The sequence below is a fragment of the Isoptericola haloaureus genome, assembly GCF_036689775.1.
GTDB lineage: Bacteria > Actinomycetota > Actinomycetes > Actinomycetales > Cellulomonadaceae > Isoptericola > Isoptericola haloaureus.
The window spans coordinates 986064-1010710 of record NZ_JBAGLP010000118.1 but is presented as its reverse complement, the minus strand read 5'-3'; the positions used below and the strand labels follow the sequence as shown (position 1 = coordinate 1010710).

The 24647-nt window shown below is 74.8% G+C and carries 21 protein-coding genes; 9 read left to right on the top strand and 12 right to left on the bottom strand.

Annotated features, from left to right (window positions below; all coding sequences use genetic code 11):
• The first annotated feature begins 45 nt into the window (after positions 1-45).
• Both V5O49_RS14790 and V5O49_RS14785 read left to right on the top strand, forming a co-directional pair.
• Positions 46-927, top strand: coding sequence for an alpha/beta hydrolase (locus V5O49_RS14790; RefSeq protein ID WP_332902873.1), 882 nt, complete (start codon positions 46-48; stop codon positions 925-927).
• 102 nt (positions 928-1029) lie between these two features.
• Positions 1030-1947, top strand: a complete 918-nt coding sequence (locus V5O49_RS14785) for a ribokinase (RefSeq protein ID WP_278236115.1) — start codon at positions 1030-1032, stop codon at positions 1945-1947.
• 47 nt (positions 1948-1994) lie between these two features.
• Here the strand turns inward: V5O49_RS14785 and V5O49_RS14780 are convergent, their stop codons facing one another.
• The 3 genes from V5O49_RS14780 to V5O49_RS14770 all read right to left on the bottom strand — a co-directional run bounded on the left by V5O49_RS14780 (position 1995) and on the right by V5O49_RS14770 (position 6289).
• A complete protein-coding gene (locus V5O49_RS14780) occupies positions 1995-3110 on the bottom strand; it encodes a class I SAM-dependent methyltransferase (protein ID WP_332902872.1) in 1116 nt (371 codons plus the stop codon).
• Between the two features lie 144 nt (positions 3111-3254).
• Complete coding sequence (locus tag V5O49_RS14775) at positions 3255-4883, bottom strand: LuxR C-terminal-related transcriptional regulator (RefSeq protein WP_332902871.1); 1629 nt, start codon at positions 4881-4883, stop codon at positions 3255-3257.
• A gap of 29 nt (positions 4884-4912) precedes the next feature.
• Entirely contained in the window at positions 4913-6289 is a 1377-nt protein-coding gene (locus V5O49_RS14770; protein WP_332902870.1) for an NAD(P)-binding protein, read from the bottom strand.
• A 104-nt stretch (positions 6290-6393) separates the two neighbouring features.
• Between V5O49_RS14770 and V5O49_RS14765 the strand changes: the two genes are divergently transcribed.
• From V5O49_RS14765 to V5O49_RS14755, 3 genes are all read left to right on the top strand, one after another.
• Entirely contained in the window at positions 6394-7149 is a 756-nt protein-coding gene (locus V5O49_RS14765; RefSeq protein ID WP_278236117.1) for an SDR family NAD(P)-dependent oxidoreductase, read from the top strand.
• A gap of 160 nt (positions 7150-7309) precedes the next feature.
• Complete coding sequence (locus V5O49_RS14760; RefSeq protein WP_332902869.1) at positions 7310-7774, top strand: DUF402 domain-containing protein; 465 nt, start codon at positions 7310-7312, stop codon at positions 7772-7774.
• Positions 7775-7782: 8 nt separating this feature from the next.
• Positions 7783-8382, top strand: coding sequence for a hypothetical protein (locus tag V5O49_RS14755; RefSeq protein WP_332902868.1), 600 nt, complete (start codon positions 7783-7785; stop codon positions 8380-8382).
• On the opposite strand, the gene V5O49_RS14750 is transcribed toward V5O49_RS14755, so the two are convergent.
• The 3 genes from V5O49_RS14750 to V5O49_RS14740 are packed head-to-tail and all read right to left on the bottom strand — an operon-like array spanning position 8363 to position 15332.
• The gene (locus V5O49_RS14750) at positions 8363-9691 is read right to left on the bottom strand and encodes a cellulase-like family protein (protein ID WP_332902867.1); all 1329 of its coding nucleotides are present in this window, start codon (positions 9689-9691) and stop codon (positions 8363-8365) included. The two genes, V5O49_RS14755 and V5O49_RS14750, sit on opposite strands and share 20 nt — an antisense overlap.
• Positions 9688-11991 carry a beta-galactosidase gene (locus V5O49_RS14745; protein WP_332902866.1) on the bottom strand — a complete coding sequence of 768 codons (2304 nt, stop codon included), beginning with the start codon at positions 11989-11991 and terminating at the stop codon, positions 9688-9690. The genes V5O49_RS14750 and V5O49_RS14745 overlap by 4 nt, the downstream gene beginning before the upstream one ends.
• Entirely contained in the window at positions 11988-15332 is a 3345-nt protein-coding gene (locus V5O49_RS14740; RefSeq protein ID WP_332902865.1) for a DUF5107 domain-containing protein, read from the bottom strand. The genes V5O49_RS14745 and V5O49_RS14740 overlap by 4 nt, the downstream gene beginning before the upstream one ends.
• Before the next feature lie 56 nt (positions 15333-15388).
• Between V5O49_RS14740 and V5O49_RS14735 the strand changes: the two genes are divergently transcribed.
• Genes V5O49_RS14735 through V5O49_RS14720 form a run of 4 tightly spaced genes read left to right on the top strand, consistent with a single transcriptional unit; the run spans position 15389 to position 18765 of the window.
• Positions 15389-16279: an AraC family transcriptional regulator gene (locus tag V5O49_RS14735; RefSeq protein WP_332902864.1), complete on the top strand. Its 891-nt coding sequence runs from the start codon at positions 15389-15391 to the stop codon at positions 16277-16279.
• Positions 16280-16329: 50 nt separating this feature from the next.
• Positions 16330-17481, top strand: coding sequence for an AI-2E family transporter (locus V5O49_RS14730; RefSeq protein WP_332902863.1), 1152 nt, complete (start codon positions 16330-16332; stop codon positions 17479-17481).
• A gap of 43 nt (positions 17482-17524) precedes the next feature.
• Complete coding sequence (locus V5O49_RS14725) at positions 17525-18283, top strand: MerR family transcriptional regulator (protein WP_332902862.1); 759 nt, start codon at positions 17525-17527, stop codon at positions 18281-18283.
• Positions 18284-18339: 56 nt separating this feature from the next.
• The gene (locus V5O49_RS14720) at positions 18340-18765 is read left to right on the top strand and encodes a hypothetical protein (protein WP_332902861.1); all 426 of its coding nucleotides are present in this window, start codon (positions 18340-18342) and stop codon (positions 18763-18765) included.
• Between the two features lie 44 nt (positions 18766-18809).
• Here the strand turns inward: V5O49_RS14720 and V5O49_RS14715 are convergent, their stop codons facing one another.
• The 6 genes from V5O49_RS14715 to V5O49_RS14690 form a co-directional block, all read right to left on the bottom strand.
• On the bottom strand, positions 18810-19715 hold the full coding sequence (locus tag V5O49_RS14715; protein WP_332902860.1) for a hypothetical protein: 906 nt from the start codon (positions 19713-19715) through the stop codon (positions 18810-18812).
• On the bottom strand, positions 19712-20644 hold the full coding sequence (locus V5O49_RS14710) for an FAD-dependent oxidoreductase (RefSeq protein ID WP_332902859.1): 933 nt from the start codon (positions 20642-20644) through the stop codon (positions 19712-19714). Before V5O49_RS14710 ends, V5O49_RS14715 begins: the two co-directional genes overlap by 4 nt.
• Before the next feature lie 90 nt (positions 20645-20734).
• Positions 20735-21985 carry an ATP-binding protein gene (locus V5O49_RS14705; protein ID WP_332902858.1) on the bottom strand — a complete coding sequence of 417 codons (1251 nt, stop codon included), beginning with the start codon at positions 21983-21985 and terminating at the stop codon, positions 20735-20737.
• A 204-nt stretch (positions 21986-22189) separates the two neighbouring features.
• Positions 22190-22996, bottom strand: a complete 807-nt coding sequence (locus V5O49_RS14700; RefSeq protein WP_332902857.1) for an amino acid ABC transporter ATP-binding protein — start codon at positions 22994-22996, stop codon at positions 22190-22192.
• A complete protein-coding gene (locus V5O49_RS14695; RefSeq protein WP_332902856.1) occupies positions 22989-23642 on the bottom strand; it encodes an amino acid ABC transporter permease in 654 nt (217 codons plus the stop codon). The genes V5O49_RS14700 and V5O49_RS14695 overlap by 8 nt, the downstream gene beginning before the upstream one ends.
• Positions 23642-24460, bottom strand: coding sequence for a transporter substrate-binding domain-containing protein (locus V5O49_RS14690; RefSeq protein ID WP_332902855.1), 819 nt, complete (start codon positions 24458-24460; stop codon positions 23642-23644). The genes V5O49_RS14695 and V5O49_RS14690 overlap by 1 nt, the downstream gene beginning before the upstream one ends.
• Positions 24461-24647: the final 187 nt, after the last annotated feature.

Sequence of the window (24647 nt, the reverse complement as noted above, 5' to 3'; positions counted from 1 at the left end):
CCCCGGCGGCGATGAGTCCGCGGCCCGGGCGTCGTCGGTACGGGTATGACGACCACCACCCGCACCCTCGACGTGCCCGGCGCCGTGCTGACCTTCGACGTCCACGCACCGCGCCGTGAGGCCGGCTGCCCGCCGCTCCTCGTGATCGGCAACCCGATGGCGGCCGACGGGTTCGCCGAGCTCGTCGCCGAGCTCGGCGACCGCACGGTGATCACGTACGACCCGCGCGGCACGGCCCGTTCCCCGCGCGAGCGGCCGACCGACGAGGTCACGGTCGACGACCACGCCGCCGACCTGCACGCCGTCGCCCGAGCCGTCGACCGGGGCCCGATGGACGTCCTCGGCTCCTCCGGCGGCGGCGTGACGGCGGTGTCCTGGGCGGCCGCGCACCCCGGCGAGGTCCGGCGGCTCGTCGCCCACGAGCCGCCGCTGACGGCGCTGCTGTCCGACCGGGACGTGGCGGTGCGCGCCCAGCAGGACGTCGTCGACACCTACCACCGCTCCGGGACCGGTCCCGCGACCGCCAAGTTCCTGCGCCTGGTGTCCGCCACCCAGCCCCTGACGCCGGACTACCTCGACCAGCCCGACCCGGACCCCGCCGCGTTCGGGCTGCCGACCGAGGACGACGGCCGGCGCGACGACCTGATGCTCGGCACGTCGCTGGCCACGATGCCCCGGTGGCAGCCGCCGCTGGACGACCTGCGCGCGGGCGTCCGCAGCACCGACCTGCGGGTGCTGCCCGCTGTCGGGGCCGCCTCGCCGCCGGGCGGGCTCGCGTACCGCGGCGCGGTTGCCCTGGCCGAGGCGCTCGCGGTGCGTCCCGTCGTCTTCCCCGGGGACCACGGCGGGTTCGCCCGGCACGCGGGGGCCCCGGACAACGATCCGGCTGCGTTCGCGGCCCGGCTGCGTGACCTGTTGGCCTGCTGACGAGCGTCGCGGCAACGCCGGCGTCACAATCGTGCGAGATCATGGACGGCGGACCGCTCGCCGGTCCGTCCGTCCTGCCCACGCACCCTGGAGGCCCGAGTCATGACCTCGATCGTGGTCGTCGGCTCCGTCAACGCCGATCTCGTCGCCCGTGTCCCGAACCTGCCCGTCCCCGGGGAGACGGTGCTCGCCGACTCGATGACGGTGATCCCGGGGGGCAAGGGCGCCAACCAGGCGGTCGTGGCCGCCCGGCTCGGCGGCGAGGTCGCGTTGATCGGCGCCATCGGCTCGGACGCCTTCGCCGACAGCGCGCTCGTCGGCCTGCGTGACGCGGGGGTCCGGCTGGACGGCGTCGAGACCGTCGACGGCCCCACGGGCGTGGCCCAGATCTGGGTCGACGACCAGGGCGAGAACTCGATCGTCGTGGTCCCCGGGGCCAACCGCGCGGTCGACGCCGACGTCGTGGCCCGTCACGTGGACCTGGTCGCCGGGGCCGACCTCGTCGTCCTGCAGGGGGAGATCCCGCTGCGCGGCACCGAGGCCGCCGCGCGCGCCTGCGGGGGACGGATCCTGCTCAACCTCGCCCCGGTCGTGCCGGTCGCTGCCGACGTGCTCGCCCTGGCCGACCCTCTCGTGGTGAACCACGGGGAGGCCGAGCGGCTGCTGGAGGAGTCGGAGCGCCCGGTGCCCGAGTCCCCGTTCGCGGTCATCACCGAGCTGCTCGCGCTCGGACCGCGGTCCGTCGTGCTCACCCTCGGCCCCGCCGGCGCCGTCGTGCTCGAGCCCGCCGCCGGGGACGAGGGACCGGTCGTGGTGCCCACCCCGCACGTCGAGGCGGTCGACACCACCGGTGCCGGCGACGCCTTCGTCGGGGCGCTCGCCTACCGGATCAGCCAGGGCGACACCCTCGTCGACGCCGCCCGCACCGCGGTGCGCGTCGGGGCGTTCTCCGTCGCGACACCGGGTGCCCAGCCGTCCTTCCCCACGGTCGACGACGTGCTGCCCTCCCTGCGGGGCTGAGCCCCGCACCGCCCGCACCGCCCTGCACCACCGCTCGGGGCGTGCGGTCACGGCCGGGCCACGTAGTAGGCGTTGATGAAGTCGTCGGGCAAGGACGCGATCCGCACGTCGGAGAAGCCCGCGGCCGCCAGCATCCGCAGTGCGGTCTGCCGTCCCCACGCCGTGCCGAGACCGTCACCACCCTCGGCGAGGGAGACCGTCATGCAGTGCATCGTCGAGACGGTGTACAGGAACGGGGCCCACGGCAGGTCGACGTTGTCGTCCACGACGCTGGACGCGTCCATGTCCACCATGAGGAACACGCCGTCCGGATCGAGGTGCTCGGCGACCTGCTCGAGCACCCGAGCCGGGTGCGCCTGGTCGTGGACGGCGTCGAACGCGGTGATCGCGCCGAACACGCCGGTCCCCGACAGGTCGGCCACGTCCCGGACGTCGAAGCGCACGTTGCCCAGCGCGAGCTCGTCGGCCTCGCGGCGTGCGACGTCGATCGCATCGGGCTGGAAGTCGAAGCCGTGGAAGTCGCTGTCGGGGTAGGCCTGCGCCAGCAGGTTCAGGGCGTGTCCCTGTCCGCAGCCGATGTCGGCGACCCGGATCCCGGCACGCAGCCGCTCGTCCAGCCCGTCCACGAGGGGGATGATCCGGTCCAGCAGCGCGGCGTCGTTGGTCTGGGCGCTCTGCTCGGCCATGAGCCGGTCGAAACGTTCGAACGCGTGGTACCCGAGTCCGCCGCCGTCGGCGAAGCAGCGCACGATGCCGTCCTCGACCCGGGCGAGCATCGGGATGAACTGCAGCTGGGAGGCCAGGTTGTCGGCCCCCGCGGCCCGGGTCAGGAGCGCCGCGTGCTCGACGGGCAGGTGGTAGGTGTCGCCCGTCGGCTCGTGGAGCACGATGCCCGCGACGGTCATGGCGTCGAGCCACTCGCGCACGTAGCGCTCCTGGAGGCCGGCGGCCGTCGCGACCTCGTCGCTGGTCGACGGCGGCAGTCCGTCCAGGGCGTCGAAGAGCCCCGTACGGTGCCCGACGCTGGTCATGAGCGCTGTGGCCCCGCGTGCAAGCGTCGTGAGCATCTCGCCGGCGAACTCCGCGACCCGGTCCGCGTCGGGTGCCGTCGGCTCGGCCCGCCCGGCGCCGGTCGTCGTGGTGGGTGTCGTGGTGGTGGTCATCGTTCTGCCCTCCGTCCGATCGATCACCTCCGACGGTAGGGACGGCGCCGCGGGCGGCACATCGGCAGGATCATGCAGATCCTCGGCCGATGTGCAGGCTGATGTGCAGGCTGATGTGCAGCGCGGACCGCCCCCGCGACCGTCTCAGAGCAGGGCGTGGTCCCGCGCCCACGCCACCGCCCCCGTCCGGGAGGCCGTGCCGAGCTTGAGGTAGATGTTGGCGAGGTGTCGTGCGACGGTGCGCTCGCTGATGTGCAGCCGTCGCCCCGCGTCCCGGTTCGTCGCGCCGTCGGCGACGGCCGCGAGGACCTCGACCTCCCGCGGGGACAGCTCGTCCGACGCAGCCCGGCGACGCCCGCGTGCTGCCAGTCGTCGCGCCGCGTGGTCCGCCCCGAGCGCCTCGAGGCCCGAGGCTGCGAGGTCGCGTTCGGCGCGTGCGGAGTCGTGGTCACCCAGAGCGTCCAGGACGTCGGCGATCTCGACGCGGACACGCGCCACCTCGTGCGGCGCGTCGATCTGCCGCCACCGGTCCAGCGCCTCGCGCAGCTCCGGGAGCGCCAGCGCGTCGCGACCGTGCGCGGCGTGCAGCGCGCCGCGCCACCGGCAGGCCTCCGCCCGCCAGCACGGGCTGTCGTGCCGGTCGGCGATCTCGCCCAGCTCGTCCACGAGTACGTCCGACGGTTCGGCCACGGGCTCGGCCAGGCCGACCTCCACGCGCGCGGCCAGCAGGGGAGCGCGCGCGAGGGGGTCCGCCGTCGAACGCAGGGCGGCGTCGAGCATCGCGGCCGCACCGGCACGGTGTCCTTGCTCGAGCTCGAGCAGCGCCAGCCCGGGCAACGGGTCCCGCCCCCGTGCGCGCGCCCGGTCGTACGCCTGCCGCGCCGACTCCGGGTCGCCGCGCAGCCGGTGCACCTCACCGGCGCGGTAGTGCGCCTCGGCGGCGGCGGTGACGTCGAGGCCTTCGAGGTCCGCGGCAGCCCGGCCCGCCTCGTCGAGCGCGCGCCGCCACTGGCCGTGCACCTGCATCAGCTGCACGCGGTGCACGCGGCAGATGCCGGAGAACAGCGTGGCCGGAGCCAGACCGCGGCACCACTCCTCGGTGACCCGCGTCCAGTGCTCGGCGCGTGGAAGGTCGCCGAGGTCGTGGCAGACCTGCATCATCCGGCAGTACAGGTCGCCCGCCCACTGCGGCGCCGTCCGGCCGCCCAGCACGGGCACCATCGCCTCGTCGAGGAACGACCGCGCCTGCGGGACCCGGCCGCGGTGCAGAGCGCACCGGCCGCGCAGGAACAGGGCGTGCGCCTGCAACGTCGGTTCGGCGTGCCGGTCCGCGAGGGCGAGGACCCGGGCGGCGAGGTCGTCGGCCGTCGGGGCGTCGTCGGCCTCCAGCGCCGCGTAGGCGTCCAGGACCAGCAGGTACCCGTGCTCGACGGCGTCGGGGACCTCGTGGAGGACCCGACGCGCACGGGCCAGCCAGCCCGCCCCGGCGGTGAGGCGCCCCCGCACGACCTCGGGGACCCCGATCTCGAGCGCCGCCATCCCGGCACCCGGGAGGTCGCCTCCGGCGAGCCGCAGCTCGACGACCCGCGCGGCCGTGGCGACGTACTCGTCGATGTCCCCGAGCCACCAGCAGCAGTCGGCGAGCGCCGCGAGGTCGTCGGCCTCGAGAGGTCGTGCGGCGTGCAGCTCGAGATAGAGGGCACGGGCGGCGGCCCACCGACGGTCCGAACAGGCGCGTCGCGCGGCGTCGAGCCCGTCGTGGTCAGCGGTCATGGCGAGCCTCCGCTCTCCGTCGGCCGGCGCTAGGCGGCCAGCCGCAGCAGGCCCCGCACTCCGGGCTCGGTCGCCGCGCGCAGCCGGTCCTGGACCGCCTGCACCTCCGGGCGCTCGCGGTCCTCGGGCGAGATGCGGCTCGGGTTGAGGGTCGTCCCGTGCGACCAGCGGGCGAGGTCGTGGTCGGCCATGAACGCCGCGGTCGAGAGTGCCCCGGCGGCCTGGCCGGCGACCCACTCGCGCGGTGTGGAGAAGTATCCCGTCGACGGGCACAGCGCGTTGAGCCCGGCGTCCGACCGGTCGCCCCGGGTGGCCTCCACGTGGCCGATCAGCGCGGCGCCGAAGCAGGGGAACCCGGCGCGCACCGGCTGCACCACGATCCGCCCGGGCGACCAGATCGGCACGACGGGCCGGACCCGGAGGCCCTCGGCGGCGCAGTGCACGACGACGGCGTCCCGCGGCACCGCCACGTCCCCCGCGTCCAGGTGGAGCACGCCCGGCGACGCCCGACGCAGGTGACCACGGCGCACGACCTGTTCCACCGAGCGCAGCAGCTCCAGCTCCCAGCGGGCGAGCGTGGGGACCCGGGCCATGGTCGGCCGGACCCCGGGGTCCAGGCGCAGCATCACGCCGACGTCCTCGAGGCGCGTGAAGAACGCGTCCACGGTCGGTGCCTCGGCCGCCGCCTCCAGGAGCTCGGCGACCATGGTCCGGAACACGGCGGCGTCGGGCTGGACGACGGCACGGTCCAGCATCCACGGGTCGCGCGGCCGTACCCAGGTGATCTGGTCCGGGTGGGTGCCGCGCTCGAGCAGCCACACGACGGCGTCCGTGGCCGTCTTGCCGGACCCGACGACGACGAACGACCCGGCGTCGTCGGCCACCGTCGGGAGCTCGCCCACGGGCACGCACCGCACCTGCTCGTCCACGACGAACGGCGGCGGCGTCAGCGCGGGGATCGTCGGTGCGAGGTAGCGCGCGTCGACGACCCGGCGACGGACCCGCACCGGCCGCACGGCGCCCGTGGCGCGCTCGACGAGGGTGCCGTCGTCGGCCGCGTCGTGCCCGCCGAGGAACGTCACCCGTCCGCTCGCCACGAACCGCTCGGTCAGCACCCGGTCGTAGTAGGCGCACACCTCGGCGCCCGTGGCGCGGACGTGCAGCCCGGCCTCGGGGCCGGAGGTCTGCACGCCGCCGTCGAGCGACGTGGAAGCCACCCCGTAGAAGGAGGAGGCCTGGTGCAGCCGCACGAACGGGTAGGCGTCGCGCCAGTGGCCGCCCGGTGCGTCCCGGCGGTCGACGAGCGTGACGTGCACGTCCTCGTGGTCCAGCAGCGCGTCCGCGAACGCCATCCCCGTGGCGCCCGCGCCGACGACGAGATAGTCCGTCTCGAGGGGCTGGCCCATCTCCTCATCATGGCACGGTCGAGCACCTGGTCACGTGCCGGGCATGGCCCCCGGCACGGCGCTAGCGTGAAGAGGACGGGCTCGCACGAAGGAGTGAGTGGCACATGACGTTCGACGGCAAGGTCGCCCTGGTGACCGGGGGCGGCTCGGGACTCGGGGCGGCGATCAGCAAGCAGCTCGCCGCCCGCGGTGCGCGGATCGTGAACACCGACATCAACCTCGAGGCGGCGCAGCGTGTCGTCGACGAGATCACGGCCGACGGGGGCGAGGCGACGGCCGTCCAGCAGGACACGGCGAACGCCGACGACGCGGCCAAGGTCGTCCAGGCCGCCCAGGAGGCCTACGGCGGGCTGCACTACGCCGTGAACAACGCGGGGATCGGCGGCAACCAGGCGCCCGCGGGCGAGCTCGACGTCGAGGACTGGAACCGGGTCATCGACATCAACCTCAACGGCGTGCTCTACGGCATGCGCGCGCAGATCCCGGCGATGCTCGAGCAGGACCCGACCGCCTGCGCCATCGTCAACATGGCGTCCATCCACGGCACGGTGGCGGCGATCGGCAACGGGGCGTACACGGCGGCCAAGCACGGTGTGGTCGGCATCACGAAGAACGCCGCCGCCGAGTACGGGCCCGCGGGGCTCCGCATCAACTGCGTCGGGCCGGGCTACATCCGCACGCCCCTGCTGGAGGGCCTGCTGACCCCGGAGATCGAGGAGGTGCTCGTCTCCAAGCACGTGCTCGGCCGGCTGGGCCGTCCCGACGAGGTCGCCTCCGTGGTCCGCTTCCTGCTGTCCGACGAGGCGTCGTTCGTCACCGGTGCCTACTGGCTCATCGACGGCGGGTACACGACCGTCTGAGCGGTGCCCGGCCACCTGGAGTTCACCTGATCGATCGGTGCTGGTCACCGTGGCGCCGCACGCCTGCCACGGTGCGGGGCCACCATGAGGCGCACCCGGAGCCCCTCGGGTCGCACGATCCCGGGCCCGGGCGACGGAAGACCGCCTCGGGGGAGGGCACATGGCCGCGATCCGGATCGAGAAGCGCAAGCCCTGCGGGACGGTGCGCCGCGTCTGGCGCGCCGAGGTCCTGGGCTTCGACGAGTGGGGCGACTGGTTCTCCGTGCCCGACGGCGCCGGCGTGCTCCTGCTGCCCGTGGCGGACCCGTGGGCCGCGTGGTTCCGCCACGACGGCTCGGTGCGGGTCGACATCGCCACCGAGGTGATCGCCGCCGCGCCGGTGAGCTCGTTCGTCGACCTCGACCTCGACGTCGTGCGGGACGCCGACGGCGCCGTGCGTGCCCTGGACCGCGACGACTTCGTCCACCGCTCGCCGTCGTACCCCTCGGCCTGGGTCGACCTGGCCTGGGAGGCCTGGGAGGACGTCCAGCACGACATCGCCCGCTTCACCGAGCCGTTCGGCACCGCGGCGGACCGCTGGCTCGAGCGTGCGCCGCGCCCCGTGGCGCGACGCCTGTCCGCCTGACCCGAACCGTGGACACCCCGGACGCCCTCGACGTCGTGCTGCGGCTCGCCGTCCTCGTCCTGGTGCTCGGCGGGCTGGTGGTTCACGCCCTGCGGCCGCGCCGGCGGCGGCAGCGTCCCGGCGCCCGGTACGCCACGACGCTCGCGCGGCCGCTCGCCCCGGCCCCGACCGTGGTCCGTGCGCTGCTGGCCTTCGTGGCGCTGGGACTGCTCGGGTACGGGCTGCAGTCCTTCACCGGGTCGGGGGACGGGCTGTGGACCCCGGTGCTGGTGGGAGTCCTCGCGCTCGGGCTGCTGTGGGTCACGGTCGTGCCGCTGCTGCGGGACGTCGCCGACGCCGTCCGGCCCGCCGTCGTGGTCGGGACCGTGACCGACCGGCGCCGGCACGTGTACCGCGCGTTCGGGCACGACGGTCCGTACGAGCTGGCGTCGTTCTTCGTCACGGTCGTCGACGACGCCGGGGCGATCCGGGAGTTCCAGCTCCACCAGCACGCCTACCGGCGGTTCGCCCGCGGCGACCAGGTCCGTCTCGCCGTCGCGGGCACCAGCGGCTACGTGCACTCGATCGTGCCCGCGCCGGTGGGGACGGTCACGACCGGCGGCAGATGACGTCCGTGCACTCGCGCTGCAGCGCGACGTCCTGCCACATCGCGTGGTGCGGCGCGGCGTTGGAGCACACGACCGATCCCCAGGCATCGACGGCGTCGGCCAGCCGGACCGCGTCGCGGCAGATCTGGGCACCGACCGGGCCCTCCTCGAACCGACCGTCGCGCGGGGTGTAGCCGACCCATCCCTCGCCGAGGACGAGCGGGACACCCATCCGGGCCGCGGTGTCCGCCGCGACGCCGATCCACTCGCGCAGCCGGTTCGCCATCGCGATGCGGTGCGCGCCGTAGCGGTCGTACAGCCAGCGGTCCACCGCCTCGGGGTCGCACCAGTCGTGCACATAGATCTCGGCGTGCCCGACGATCGAGGCCCGCCGCTTCCACTCCTCGTCCGCGGGCGGGGCCCACGAGGCCAGCCGAGGCGCGTCGGGGCGCAGCAGCTCGGCGTCGGCCCGCTCCTGGGGGAAGTCGGCGGGGTCGCCGCGCAGGGCGAACTCCTCGACGAGCTGGTCGAGCACGCCGTAGACGTACGGGTGCACGCCCAGCACCTGGGCGTTGCGGGGCACGCCGCGCATGGCCGTGACGGGGACCGCGGCGTAGTTCGGCCCGCACAGCACGTCGGGGTGCCGGGCGGCGAACGCCTCGACGGCGGCCTCGAGGCGGTCGCGCAGCTCGACCACCGGGTCCTCGACGCCGGGCAGGCCGGCGGTGAGGTGACCGGCCTGGACCTCGTTGTGCGGCTCGACCAGCGCCACGGTGTGGTCCAGCCCCTCGGCCACCAGCAGGTCGACCAGGTCGGCGAGCGCCTCGGCGAGCAGCACCGCCCGGTCGGCGGGGGGCACAGCGGTCAGCGCGTCGTACCAGTCCCGCTCGGCGGCGAACGCCGGGCTCTGCTGGTACTCCCAGGAGGAGACGACGACGGCGAACCCGTGCCGGTCGGCGGCACGGAAGAACGCGAGCAGGTGGGCGCGGGCGTCGATCGTCGTCGGCCGGGCGACGTCGTACCACCGCACCCGGGAGGCGTACCCGCCGCCGATCGGTTCGAGCCGCAGCGCCGAGGTGTCCAGCCCGCTGCGGAACAGCAGGAACGGCATGGCGCAGATCCGTACGGCGTTGTAGCCGCGCTCGGCCGCGGCGGTGAAGGCGGCGTCGAGGTCCTCGAACGGCTCGTCGGGGCCGGTGCGCACGTACCAGGAGAAGTCCCACAGGGTGATCGCCAGCCGGTCGGGCAGGTGGTCGGGCACCCGGCCCGCGGACCGGGTGCGGGGGACGTCGTTGCCGGTGACCATCGTGGTCCTCGTCGTGGATGTCATCGGGTCTCCTGCTCGTCGTCGGAGGGTGGGGGCACGGCGAGCCCGACCCGGGCCACGTGCACCACGTCGACCGAGCGGATCCGCGCGCCGTCGGGGACGTCGCGCACCGCGGGGTCGACCCGCACGCCGGTCGCGCGGCGCCAGGGCAGCAGCTCGAGGGTGAGCCCGTCGCGGGCGACCTCGTCGCGCCAGGGGGTCAGGTCGACGTCCCAGTCGCGTCCGTGCCAGAAGTGGTCGCCGATCACGGTGCCGTCGGCGAGCGGGTCGCCGACCACGGCCCGGCCCACGTCGCCGGACCAGGCGACCCGCAGCAGGACCCGGTCACCCGGCGGGGCGTCGAGGAGGTCGGCGGGGACGTCCAGGCGGACCCGGGCCGCCCCGGAGAAGTCGGTCGGTGCCGCGAGCCGGTGCGCGGGGCCTCCGCGCCGCGGGGCCGGCGGTGCCGGGGCGTGCGGCGCCGGGTCGACGGCCAGGCGGTGCCGACCGGCGCGCGGGGCGGCCCCGGTGCGCGACACCCACCCCTGCGCGGGGCGCCAGCACGCGATCCGGACGTCGGGACGTTCGGTCTGCGCCACCAGGTGCCGGGCGTCGGGGGACACCGACAGCGGGACGTCCGACAGCAGCAGCCGCGGGCGGCCGCCGAGCTCGAACCGGTAGACCTGGTCGGCGCTCGCCTCGTCGAGCACGAGCAGGCGGACGCCCGGCAGGTCGACCGTGGTGCCGGGACCGGGTGCCGTGGTGAGCGTGACGACGGTGCCGCCGTCCAGGGTCCCGGCCGCGACCGGTCCGGCGACGGGCACCTCGCCCTCGAGCACGAGCTCGACCGGCACGCCGTCGGTCGCGGTCAGGACGACCAGCGGCGTCCCGTCAGGGCCGCCCTCCTCGAGACGGGTCAGCAGCGCGGCCGTCGCGCTGCGCAGCACGAGGGCCTCCGTCAGGGGGTAGCGCACGGGCCAGACGACGGACACCCCGGCGGGCAGGTCGACCGGCCGCGAGGGCACCGTGACGGGGCCGTCGTCGAGCTCCACCGTGAGCTGCACGTCGCGCTGCGCGGGCAGCGGGGAGTGCGCGGGCTGGTAGGTCGTGGCGAACACGTACCCGCGCCGCCCGTCGGAGCGCACCGCCCAGCGCAGCTCGTCCGGGTCCGCCGAGCCGCCGCCCACGGTGGCCGGCATCGTCGCGAGCGCCGCGCCGTCGGCGGCCAGCCACAGGTGCTGGCGGCGCAGCAGGTGGTGGTGGGCACGGATCTGGCCGTGCTCGCCGACCGGGGCGCCGAAGTCGTAGCTGAGCGTCGGGACGTCGTTCGGGTAGCCGGTGGCCTGGGACTCCTGCTCGGTCCAGTGCGGCCCGGTGCGCTGGGTGCCGCCCGCATAGACGTAGTAGCCCTGCCAGACCGACCCGCTGCCGATCGTGGCCAGCGCCAGGGCGGCCACGTCCCGCGGGGTCACCAGCGGACGGCGGTGGTAGGCGACGTGCATGCCGCCGCCGAGCTCGCAGGTCGCGAACGGGGTGGCGGGCCGTGCGGGCGCGGTCCCCGCGTCCCCGGTCCCTTCCACCGTGCCGTCGTCGGCCAGCGCCGCGCGCACGTCTGCTCCGACCCCGAGGTCGTCGCGCACCGTCGAGTACCGGAAGTGCTGCGCGGCCCAGTCCGGCCAGCCGTCGTCGGACTCGGCCCAGAAGCCGTCCGCGTACCCGCTGTACACGTCGAGCAGGTTCTCGGGGAGCCGGGCGCCGCCCCAGCCGGTCGCCGTCCACACCGGGACGTAGATGCCGGCCTCCTCGGCGACGCGGCGCAGCGTCGCCAGGTGTCCGGGGTCGTCGTAGAGCTCGTTCTCCACCTGCACCCCGACGACGGGGCCGCCGTCGGCATGCAGCAGCCCGCGCAGCTGCGCGGCGATCTCGCCGTACAGCCGCCGCACCAGCGCCAGGTAGCCGGGGTCATCGGTGCGCAGCGCGAGGTCGCGCTGGACCAGCCAGTCGGGAAAGCCGCCGTAGCGGGCCTCGGCGTGCGACCACGGCCCGATCCGCACCACGACCTCCAGCCCGTGCGCGCCGGCGAGCTCGACGAAGGCCCGCAGGTCGAGGTTCCCGTCCCAGCGGAAGTCGCCGGGGGCCGGTTCGTGCGCCTGCCAGAACACGTAGCTCGCCACGGAGTCCAGCCCGCCGGCGCGGGCGTGCCCCAGCACCTCGGACCACCGCTCGCGCGGGACCCGGCCGTAGTGGATCTCCCCGGTGACCGGGAACCAGGGCCGGCCGTCGCGCTCGAGCCAGCGGTCGGTGACGCGGATCGGCGCGCTCATCGCACGGCCTCGGCGTCCTGCTCCGCGTCGAGGGCCGCGAGCCGGTCGCGCAGCACCTCGACGCGGGCGTCGTGCTCGGCCTGGACGTCCTGGTCGAACAGCAGCATCGTCGGCAGGGAGGTGGCGAAGTAGTCGACGGTCGCGGTCCGTCCGGCCTCGGTCCCGACGTACCGGGCCAGCCCGTCGCGCAGCGCGGCGGCCTGCGCGTGCCGCCCGAGCCGGCGCAGCGCCCGCACCGACGCGGCCGTGGCCTCGGAGTGCTCCTGGACCTGCATCACCTGGAAGTCTCCCTGTTGGTCGGCCGCCGTGGTCCACGCCGCGCGCGCGTCCGCGTCCCGGCCGGCCGCCGCACGAGCGTCCCCGAGCAGCAGGTGCAGGTCGGCGGTGTTGGCCAGCGGATGGCGCGCCTCGCCGAGGGACTCCGGCGGGTCCAGCGCGGCCTCGGCGTGCCCGACGGCGGCGGTCGCGTCGCCGTCGGCCAGCGCCGCCCGGCCCAGGGCATGGTGGGCCTCCTCCCAGGCGGCGAGCACCCGGCCCTCGCCGCCCTCCCACGGTTGGAAGGACCGGCCGGCCAGCACCGCGACGGCCTCGGCGGGGCGTCCGACGGCGGTGAGCAGCTCGGCGAGCTGGACCGACAGGTCGTCCCGCGCGTCGACCAGGTCGCGCCGGGCGAGGAGCGTCGCGAGCCGCTCGTCGGCACCGCGGCCACGGCGGCCGGCGAGCTGGTCCGCCTCGTACAGCAGCCGCGCGTCGTCGGGGGCCAGCGCGCGGGCGGCGTCGTAGTGCTCCGCCGCACGGTCGGCGTCGTCGAGGACGTTGACCGCCGCGACGCCGAGGTTGCGCAGCACGACGGGGTCGGTGCCGTCCTCGGCCGCCGCCACCTCCCACGCCGCGACCGCCTCGTGCCGGCGTCCGACGGCGTACAGGGCGTGCCCGGCCAGGGCGGCCAGGAACGGGTCGCGCGGCCACGCCGACCGCAGCCGGGCGAGCACGTCCAGGTCCCCGGCGTCGGGGAAGCACCACCGCCGCTCGAGGCGCGCGGCCGCGTCGACGCCCGCCCGGGCCGCCGCGTCGGCACCGGCGGCGAGGTCGAGGTCTGCCCGGTGCAGCAGGGCCAGCGGGGCGACGTTGCGCCGGCCGGGCAGCGTCCCGGCGCCCGCGACCTCCTCGAGCAGGTCGCGGGCGGCGTCGGTCTCGCCCACCGAGGCCTGCTCCCGGGCGACGTCGAGGGCGATCGTCGGGTCGTCGGTGCGCACGACGTCCTGGCCCAGACGCGCCGCGAGGTCCCGTGCCCAGGCGTCCAGCGGGTTGGTTGCCAGGGTGCCCCGGACCAGGTCGTGGGCCCGGGCGTCGTCGCCGAGCCGCCGCGCGGCGATCGTGGCCAGGTTGCGCGCCGCGGTGTGCTGCGGGCTGCGGGCCAGCAGCCCGCCGAGCGCGGCGTCGGCCTCGTCGTCCCGCCCCGCGGCCAGGTCGATCCGGGCCGTGGCCACGGTGGCGGCGTCGCGCCAGGCCTGGTCCCACAGGGCGGTGCCGAACGCCTCGCGGGCCTCGACGGGGCGTCCCTGCCGCACCAGCACGACGCCGAGCCGGTAGTGGGTCTCGCCGTCGCGCGGGTTGGGGTTGCGGCGCGTCAGCCGGGCCACGGCCCGGCGCAGCAGCTCCTCCGCCTCGTCGAGACGGCCGGCGTGCAGGCGACGTGCCGCCAGCGCCGTGGCGCAGCGGGCGTCACCCGGGTCGCGCCGCAGCGCCTCGAGCCAGTACGGCTCCGGCGAACGGGTGGCGTGCCGGTACTGCTCCAGGTGCAGGCCCGTCAGGTACAGCTCGTCGGTCGCGCCGATCTCCTCCGGCGGCGGGGGCTCGGTCGCCACGAGCCCGTCGACGGCGGCCTCGACGTCCGCCGGGGGCGCGACGGCCCGCGGTCGCCAGCGCACCAGGACCTCCTCGCCGTGGGTGACGGTGAGCTCGTGGGCGGTCGCCGGCACTCCGGGCACGGCCGGCAGCTCGCGCACGAGCGGCGCGCCGGGCGCGACGTCGGCCGTCTCGTCCAGGAGCACCCGGTCCTCGGCGCGCAGCACGATCCGGGCGCCGGGTCGCGGCGCGGTCACCGCGACCCCGACCCGCACCCCGTCCGGACCGTCCGGATCGTCCGGACCGTCGGCGGGCACGGTCAGGCTGACGGCGGCCTCCCGGGTGGCCTGGTGGGCCGGGCCGATGTCCTGGATCGGGTACCAGTACTGGGAGAAGGTCTTGGTCTCCCCGGGCGCCAGGAAGGCGAAGTCCGGCTGGTTGTCGGTGAACACCCCGGCCATCAGCTCGACGTAGGGGCCGTTGGTGTCCGTGAGGTGGCGGTCCCACGCCCAGCCGAACGGGGCGTCGCCCCACGTCCACATCTTCTTGCCCGGTGCCACGCGGTGGTCGGCCCAGTGCACGAACCCGGCCCGCGCACCGTGGTCGTAGCCGCCGAAGAAGTCGTCCTGCGTCCCCAGGCACATGTACGACGTCGGCACCGGGATGTTGCGGTACCGGTCCAGCCGGTCGCCGTCCGGACGCTCCGGCGTGCGCCGTGCCGGGTAGTCGACCCCGTAGTAGCGGCCCGAGGCGGCGGGGAACGTGGTGACCGCGCGCTTGGCGTGGTCGGCCACCACGGTGACGTCGGTGGGGAAGAACGCCTGGTAGTCGTCGCCCGCCGCGGCGGCGACGTTCGCCCACCACAGGAACGTCTGCACGTCGTCGGTGCGGTTCACCAGCCGGCCGCGCAGCTCGATCAGCGCGCTGTCCGGGGCGAGCCGGATGCCGTGCATACCCTGCATGCGGCGCAGCGGGTCGTGGTCGGAGCACCAGACCGTCACCGCGCCGTCGTCGTCGGTCTCGAGGTGCGTCTCGACCGGCAGGGCCGTGGCCGGACGGTGGTGCTGCGGCCAGTTCAGCTCCACGCCGCCGGAGACCCACGGGCCGGTCAGCCCCACCAGGGCGGGTTTGATGACGTCGTTGCGGTAGAAGAAGTCGTAGCCGCGGGTGCGGTCGAGGCCCACGTGGATCCGCCCGCCCAGCTCGGGCAGGATCATCAGCCGTACGTAGGCGTTCTCCAGGTGCACGGCCTGCCAGCGGCGCGGAGCCTTGGTCTCGGCGACCCGGTCCACGAACGGCATCGGGTACACCGCGCCCGAGGACCCCTGGTAGACGCGCTGGTCCAGGTAGGCGGGGAACCGGTCCGGCTCGGCGACGGCGTAGGTGTCGATCGGCACGGCCTCGCGCCAGACGCGGACCGGCCGGTCCGCGAGGTGCTCCGGGGCGGGCGGCAACACGATGCGGGACGGCGGGGCGGTGGGTTCGGACGGCACGGGACGACGCTACGACGACGTTGCGGCCGCACACGATGGGCGATTCCATGGCACGCATGGACGAAACGACGGCATCCGGGGTCGAGGGCCTGCACGAGGGGTTCGCGGGGCAGCGGATGGTCGTCGTCCCCCGGCCCGCCGTGCGTGCGGCTCGCGGACGGCCGGTCACCGACCGCCTCCTCGTCACCGACGCGGGCGTCTTCCCGCACGCGGTTCGGCACGGCCGGCAGCGCGTCCGTGGTGCCGGCGAGCACGTGCTCCTCGTCTGCACCGCCGGCGCCGGATGGTGCCGGACCCCGGATGGACGTTCCGCCGTCGGACGCGGTGACGTCGTGCTGCTGCCCGCGCGGGTGGCGCACGAGTACGGAGCCGCGGTCAACGACCCCTGGTCGCTGTGGTGGTTGCACGTCCTCGGCCCGGACGCCGACGAGCTCGTCGCCGCCGCCCGCGACCTCGCCGGCGGCCCCGTGGTCCACCTGCGCGATCCCGCCCCGGTGGCCAGCCTCGTCGGGCAGGCCGTCGACGCCCTGGACACCGCCACCGCCGGCGGTCTGGTGCAGGCAGCCGGCTGCGCCTGGCACGCCCTGGCCCAGGTGGTCGCCGCCGGTCGGCGCCCGCCCGGACCCGCCCCCGACCCCGTCGAGCGCGCCCTGGCGCACCTGCGAGCCACCACGCCGCGACGCACGTCGGTGGCGGCGCTCGCGGCGCTCGTCGGCCTCAGCACGTCCCAGCTCGGGGCCGCGTTCCGTGCCCGCGTCGGCACCTCGCCGCTGCGCTACCAGACCGACCTGCGCATGGCCCGCGCCCGCGAGCTGCTGGACGCGACCGCTCTGCCCGTCTCCGCCGTCGGGCAGGCCGTGGGGTACGCGGACCCGCTGTACTTCTCGCGGCAGTTCTCCCGGGTGCACGGACAGTCCCCGACGGCGTACCGCGGCCGGGCGCGGTGACGGAAACCCTCGGAACGGCGTGCCAGCGGGTCCGGTGCGACGGTGGATCGATGGACGACTCCTCGCCGCCGCGCACGGTCGCGGCCCTGTGGAACGACCGCCTCGGGCGCCCGGCGGTCCGCGCCGCGCAGGTGCTCCTGCTGCTGGCGCTGGCCGCCTGCGTGGTCTTCGCCCTGACCCGGCTGTCGCTGCTGGTGATCCCTGTGCTCATCGCCATGGTCGTCGCCGCGGCCCTGGCACCGCTGGTCGGCATCCTGCGTCGGCTCGGGTGGCCGGCGCTCCTCGCGACGTGGGCCACGCTCCTGACCGGGCTGCTCCTGCTGGCGCTGGTGGTGTGGTTGGTGACCCTGGCCTTCCAGGACGAGTGGCCGCGCCTCGTCGACGAGGCCGGTCGCGGGATCGAGGAGCTGGAGCGGTTCGTCACCGACGGCCCGCTGGGGATCAGCCCGGACCAGATCGAGTCGGTGCGGCAGTCGGCCATGGACGCGCTGTCCAGCGACCAGGTGCAGTCCGGGGCGATCCGTGGCGCGACCGCCGCCGTGGAGGCGGTCGCCGGACTGCTGCTCGGCGTCGTCGTGCTGTTCTTCCTGCTCAAGGACGGGCGGCGGATGTTCACCTTCCTCATCACGCCGCTGCGCGCGGCGACCCGGCGGCGGGCGCTCCAGGTCGGGGAGCGCTCGGTCGAGGTGCTCGGCGGGTACCTGCGCGGCACGGCGATCGTCGCGGCCGTCGACGCCGTCTTCATCGGGGTCGGCCTGATGATCGTCGGCGTCCCGCTCGCGCTGCCGCTGGCCGCGGTGGTGTTCCTCGGCGCGTTCATCCCCCTCATCGGCGCGGTGCTCGCGGGCGCCCTCGCCGCGCTGGTGGCGCTGGTGACCAACGGTCCGATCGCGGCGCTGATCGTCGTCGCGATCGTCATCGCGGTGAACCAGCTCGAGGGCGACCTGCTGGCGCCCGTGGTCATGGGCAAGGTGCTGTCGCTGCACCCGCTGGTCGTGCTGTCGGCCCTGACGGCGGGCACGGTCCTCGCCGGGATCGTCGGCGCGCTGCTGGCCGTCCCGCTCACCGCCGTCGCCTGGGCGGCCGCCAAGGAGTGGAACGCGACGGCGCCGCCCGGCGAGCGGCTCGTCCCGGAACCGTCGGACGCCGAGTCCGGGTCGTGGTCCGAGCACGAGTCCGGGTCCGGTCCCGAGAGCGACTGAACCCCTTGTGCTTGACGTAGCGTCAACCTCTACCGTCGAGCCCATGAGCCGTTCCATCCAGGACGTCGCCCGCCTCGCGGGTGTCTCGAGCCGCACCCTGCGGCACTACGACCGCATCGGCCTCCTGCCGCCGTCGGGCACGGGGCACGGCGGGCTGCGCCACTACGACGACGGAGCGATCCGCCGGCTGCAGCGCATCCTGCTGCTGCGGGACCTCGGGCTGCCGCTGGCCGAGATCGCCGACGTCCTGGACGCCCAGACCGACGAGACCGCCGCGCTGCGGCGGCATCTCGACGTGCTGCACGACGAGCGCCGCCGGATCGACCGGCAGATCGCCTCGGTGGAACGCACGCTCACCGCGCTGACCGAGAGGAGGCCCATCGTGGCCGAGGAGATGCTGGACGGGTTCGACCACACGCGGTACCGCGACGAGGTGACCGAGCGCTGGGGCGCCGACGCCTACGCCGAGTCCGACGCCTGGTGGCGCGGGCTGGGCGTGGACGGGCAGGCCGACTTCCGCGAGAAGACGGAGGCCCTGGGCCGGGCGTGGACCGACGCGGCCGGGCGCGGCGTCGACCCGACGTCCGACGAGGCGCAGGTGCTCGCCGCGCGGCACGCCGAGTGGCTGGGGTCGATCCCGGGGACACCGGGGTCCGACGTCGGGCGCCCGCCGAAGGAGTACGTCGTCGGGCTGGCCGAGATGTACGTCGCCGACGAGCGGTTCGCCGCGAACTACGGCGGCGTCGAAGGGGCGACGTTCGTGCGCGACGCGCTGCTGGCCTTCGCCGAGCGCGAGCTCTGACGGAGCCGGTCGAGGCTGCGGCGCCGGTCAGGTCTGGCCGGTGGGACACTGGCCGGGTGAGCGACGACTGGGCCCGACAACGCACCGAGGCCGCCCACGAGCACGCGGCGCGGCTGGCCGCCCGGCAGGACGCCGAGCACCGGCAGGCCGAGGAGCTCCTCGCGCGGTTCGTCGAGGCGGCCCGCGCCGCGGACCTGCCGACCGAGGCGCTCCAGGTCAAGGGCTACGGCGGGCGCGGGACTGCCCGGACGCTGCTGCACGGCTGGTACCTGCGCGCCGACCGGACGGCCGCCGTCGCGACCGACGGCGACTTCTACGTGCTCACGGCCCCGCTGACCCTCCTCGACCGGGTCCGCGGCCTGAAGCCGGAGCCGAAGCGCCCACCGCTGGTGCTCGGCGCCGGCGGCAAGGACGGCGACTCCATCGACCTCGTCGACGCCCTGGAGCGGCTGCTGCCCGGCTGGCAGGACCGCACGACGTAGCGGCGGGTCAGGTGTCAGCCGCCGATGCCTGACTCGCCGCGACGTCAGCAGGGGCCCAGCGCCTCGTCGAGCAGCCGGCCGACCTCGACGACGGCCGCGTAGCCCGCCGGTACTCCGTCCAGCACCGTCGCCGCGGCGTGGTGCCCCGGCACCGGGTTGTCCACGTGCGCGTTCTCGATCGCCAACGGCCCGGGCAGCGGGAACCCGTCGGCGTCCAGGTCGCGCAGCGTGAGCAGGTCGCGGGGGTCCCCCAGCGCCACCCAGCGCTGCACGGGTGGCGGCCAGGTCAGGGGAGCGACCGCCTCGACCGCCTCCCGCACCGCGGTGATCGCCAGCGGGGATCCGAGCGTGACCAGCAACGGCACGTCGTCGAGTCCCGGGGTGGTGGACCGCAGCACGTCGTAGGCGACCACCGACCCGAGCGAGTGCGCGACGACGACGGCCGGTCCGTCACCGGCGATCGCCGCGGCCACGCCGGCGTCGATCGTGGTCCGTGCCTCGGCGTCGGTCAGGTAGACGTACACGTCCCGGACGAACAGGAGCAGCACCGCGCTGCTGAGTCCGGGAACCCAGCGGTCGATCGCGGCGAGCGCCGCGGACAGCGCCGCCCACAGCGACCCGCCGCTCAGGGCGGCGGGGGCGAGGGCGGGTGCCGCCGTCACGGTCCCGGTCGTCGCGAGCACCTCCCGCGCCACGCCGAGCGCGAACCGCGCGGCGTCCTCGCTCATCCCCGGCAGGCCGTGGGTGGTGATCGGCGGTGGTTCGTCGCCGCCGACGACGGCGTCGAGCGCGTCGCCGTAGAACACGAACGTGGCGTCGGCGTCGGCGAGGCGCAGTGACGAGTCCGCCTGGGCGAGGCCGGTGTTCAGCGCGGCGAGCCACTCGGCCTCGAGCCGTTCCGGATCCAGGCCGCCGGTGTCCCGGCCGGGCAGGAGGACGAGGCGGGTCACAGGGGCTCCTCGACCAGCACGCGCACCTCGTCGGCGCAGCCCCAGCTCAGCGTGACGCCGGCGCCGCCGTGCCCGTAGCAGTGCACGACCCGGCCCTCGCGTTCGAGCCGCACCTGTGGGCGCGCGGGACGCAGCCCGACCACGTGCCGCAGCACCCGCGCCTCGCGCACCTCGGGTACGAGCAGGGCGGCGCGTTCGAGGATGTCGGCCGCCGTCGCCGCCGAGGGCTTGCGGTCCCACGCGCCGTCGTCGTCGGTGCCGCCGACCACGACCTCACGCAGGCGCGGCACGACGTAGGTCGGCCCGGTGGCGTCGAGCCACCAGCGGTCCAGCCCCCACTGCTCGAGCACCACGACCTGCCCGCGCACGGGGTGCACGGTCTCGTCGCCGATCAGGTCGCGCGCCCCGAGGCCGGTCGTGTTGACCACGACGCCGCTCTCGGGCATCGCGGTCAGGTCCCGCTGGGTGATGGTGCCGCCGAGCGCCGTGACGCGCGCTGCGAGCCACGCCAGGAAGACGGGCATGTCGATCACGGGGGAGGTGAAGGTCCAGCCGTCGGTGTACGACGGCGGCACGTCGGCCGTGCGCGCGAGCTCCGGCACGGCGTCGCGCCACCAGGGGTCGGCCGGTCGCTCGGTGAAGACCTCGGTGCCGGCACGCATCCGGACGCCGGACCCGGGGTTCTCGGCGGCGAGGCCGGCGAAGGTCTCGAACGTCCGGGCGGACCAGGCGGTGACCCGGTCCTGGGCGAGGGCGGCACCGTCCCGCGAGAACGCGAGGTACGGGTACCATAGGGCGGCCGAGACCGCGGAGGTGGTGTCCTGCGGCAGCTCGCGGGCGAGCACCTCGACCCGGTGCCCGGCCTCGAGGAGCCGGACCGCGCAGGTCAGCCCCATGACCCCGGCTCCGACCACCGTCACGTCTGCCATGGGCGCGAGTCTGCCAGAGGAGTCCCCGTCGCCCCGATCGCCGATCTCGGCAATCCGGGCGGCGAGAGGGGGGTCGAGCGGGGGAGCGGCTTAGGTTCGCCAGAGGACGTCGAGCGGAACGGCGGCGAGGCGGTCACCCAGCGGGGCGCTCGTCGGGCCGGTGTGGAGCACGATGCCGGCGACGAATCGCTTCCCCAGGTGATCCCGCAGCCGCGTGAGCCATCGTGAGTCACCACCTGTGACGCGTGCGGTGGCCTTGATCTCGAGCCCGGCGACACGGCCGTCGCCCGTCTCGAGGATGAGGTCGACCTCACCGCCGGCCCGGTCGCGATAGTGGCTGATGCGGAACGACTCGTCCGCCCACCCCTGGTGCCGACGGATCTCGGCCGACACGAACGCTTCGAGGAGATGCCCCGCCACGTTCCCGTGGGCACCCGGCGCGAGGCCGTCCGTCGTGACGTTGATGAGGCGGGCTGCCAGTCCGGAGTCCAGGAGCATCGACTTGGGGCGTGCGACGACGCGTTTGGACAGATTGGTCGACCAGGCAGGTACGCGGTGCACGAGGTACAGGGTCTCGAGCAGGTCGAGCTGGCGGGTCAGGGTCGTGGCCGGGATGTCCACGGCGTTCGCCAGGCCGCTCACGTTGAGCTCTTCGGCGTTGCGTGCCGCCAGGATCCTCAGGACGTCCGGGAGCCGGTCCAGCGTCTGCATCGCGGAGACGTCCCGAGCGTCCCGTTCGACGATGCGAGCCAGGTAGTTGTCCAGCCACTGGTTCCGGCGTCGAGCCGTGGTCCGGGCGAGGGCCTCGGGGTAGGCGCCGGCGACGGCACGGTCCAGGTAGTCGCGACGTTCCAGTGCGCCGCCGTGGTCGAGGAAGAGCTCACCGGACAGGAGTCGGTCGACGAAGCGCTCCCGATGGCCTGTGAGCTCACCCTGGCTGAAGCCGAGGAGCTCGATGCTCTCGGCCCGGCCGGCCAGGCTGTCCTCGGCGGCGGGCAGCCGCAGGAGGTCTGCAGAGCCGGTCAGGAGGAACCTTCCCGGTCGAGGGTCCTCGTCGACGGCGGCCTTGAGGGCGAGAACGAGTTCCGGGGCTCGCTGGACCTCGTCGATCGCGAGGAGGCGGTCCGGGCTCTGCCGCAGGAACGTCGTCGGGTCGGATCGTGCCGCGAGACGCGTGAGCTCATCGTCCAGGGTGACCAGTCGGCCCTCTCTGGCCCGGACGAGGTCCCGGACGAGGGTGGTCTTGCCCACCTGGCGCGCACCCTGGACGACGACGACGCGGGTGTCGTCCAGTGCTTCGAGGGCGCGTCCCCGCACATGGCGTTCGATGGTGCTGGTCACAGCGCCACGGTACGCGCAATCTGGTGGATCCGCACCATCTGCGCGGTGAATTCGCAGTCCGATGCTGGTGGATTCGCAGCATACTGGTGGCTGATCCGCACCGCCCCGACGCCTCAGTCGAGCTGGCCTCGCCTGAGGCTGCGGTTCCGCTGCGGGCGGGTGCCTTGCTCCGCGGCGGCCCCCACCCTGCGCTGCACCTCCGCCTCAGTCGAGCGGATGCAGGATCCGGTGCAGGAACTCCCGGGTCCGGGCTCGGCGCGGCGCCGAGAACATCTGCGCCGGCGCACCCCGCTCGACCACCACGCCGTCGTCGAGGAACAGCACCTCGTCGGCGACGGCTCGGGCGAACTCCAGCTCGTGGGTGACCACGACCATCGTCCAGCCCTCCTCGGCGAGCTCCTTCATCACCGTCAGCACCTCGCCGACGAGCTCCGGGTCCAGCGACGAGGTCGGCTCGTCGAAGAGCAGCAGGTCGGGCTGCAGGGCCAGGGCCCGCACGATGCCGACGCGTTGCTGCTGCCCGCCGGACAGCTCGCGGGGGTAGGCGTCGCGCTTGTCCGCGAGCCCCACCCGGTCCAGCAGGGCCAGCGCCCGGGACTCGGCCTCGGCGCGAGGCACGCCGCGCGTCTGCACCGGTCCCTCGACGACGTTCTGCAGCACCGTCAGGTGCGGGAACAGGTGGTGGTGCTGGAACACCATCGCCGACCGGTCGCGCAGGGACTCCCGCGCGGCCCGGGCCCGGCGTCCGGCACGGCCCCAGGCGCGCCGGGGACTGCCGTCGAAGGTCAGGTCGACCTGCTCGCCGGGTCCGCCGTCGACCACGATGCGCCCGGCGTCGGGCGTGGCCAGGCCGTTGAGCGAGCGCAGCAGCGTGGTCTTGCCGGACCCGGACGGGCCGATGAGCGCGACCACCTCGCCACGGTGCACCGTGAGGTCGATGCCGCGCAGCACGTGGTTCTCGCCGAAGGACAGGTGGAGCCCGGTGGCGGACAGCAGGGGTGCCTCAGACATACTGCTCCAGCTTCCTCTCGAGGCGGGACTGCCCGAACGACAGCACCGTGCAGAAGATCCAGTACACGATCGCCGCCTCGGTGTAGATCAGCAGGAAGTCGTTGGTGAACGCGGCGATCTCCTGGGCCTCGCGGAACAGCTCGGTCACGAGGATCAGCGACGCGAGCGAGGTGTCCTTGACCAGGGAGATGAATGTGTTCGACAGCGGCGGCACGGACACGCGGGCGGCCTGCGGCAGGATGATGCGCCGCAGCGTCCGACGGCGGGACATCCCGACGACGTAGCCGGCCTCCCACTGGCCGGTCGGCACCGACAGGATCGCGGCGCGGATCACCTCGGCGGCGTACCCGCCGACGTTGAGGGAGAACGCGACGACGGCGCTCGGCCACGGGTCGATGGTCAGCCCGAGCGACGGCAGCCCGTAGAAGATGACGAAGAGCTGCACGAGCAGCGGGGTGCCGCGGATCGCCGAGACGTACGCCCGGCCCACCCAGGCGAGCACCGGGTGGGCCGAGAGGCGCAGCATCGCGACGCCGAGGGCGAGGACGAGCCCGATCGCGAACGAGGAGAGCGCGAGCGGGATCGTCCCGGTCAGGCCACCCAGGACGAGCGGCCAGAACGAGTCGGTGAAGAGCTGGACGTCCATCAGCTGGTGACGTCGGCCCCGAAGTACTTCTCCGACAGCTCCGCGAGGGTCCCGTCCTCACGCAGGGTGTCCAGCGCGCCGTCGATCGCCTCGGCCAGCGCCGCCCGCTCCGGGGTGACGACGAACCCCATCTCGGAGGTCTCCTCGGTCTCGGCGGCGATCTGGATCGGCGCGTCCGGGTTCTCGGCCTGGTAGTCGAGCACGGTCAGCGAGTCGTTGATCGTGGCGTCGACGCGGCCGGTGCCGAGCAGCTCGACGGACTGGGCCCAGCCCTCGACGGCCTCGATCTCGGCGCCGGACTCCTCGGCGAGCGCTCGCCAGTTGCTGGTCAGCGACTGCGCGGCGGTCAGGCCGTCCAGGTCGTCGAAGCTCGTGATCGAGGTGTCGCCCTCGGGTACGACGACGGCGCCGCGGGAGACGGTGTACGGCTGGGAGAACGCGTAGTCCTCGAGGCGCTCCGGGGTCATGGACACCTGGTTGGCGATGGTGTCGAACCGGCCGGCGTCCAGCCCGGCGAAGATCGCGTCCCACTGGGTCTCGGCGAACTCGATCTCCAGACCGAGCTCCTCGGCGACGGCCTCGGCCACCTCGACGTCGTACCCGACGAGCTCGCCGGAGGCGTCGTGGAACGTGAACGGCCGGTAGGTGCCCTCGGTGGCGACGGTGAGCGTGCCGTCCGCCACGAGGTTCAGGTCGCCGGAGCCCTCGGCGGCGGTGCTGCCGCCCGACGCGCCGTCGTCGGCCGCGCCGCACGCCGCGAGCGCCAGCGCGGTCAGGGTGGCCGTGGCGGTGGCGATGAGGGCGGACGAGCGTCGCATGGGGGTCTCCCGGAAATGATCGAAGATGTTGATGGATGGCATCGATGGTGGCGATGCGCACCGGACGGAACAGCACGCCGGGACCGCGACATTCCCACTGTGAGCGACGACACGGGCTCGTCGGGGCACACCTGGCCCGCAGGACGTCGCCCGGTGCCCGAGCGGAGGACGTCCTGGGGGAGAGGGG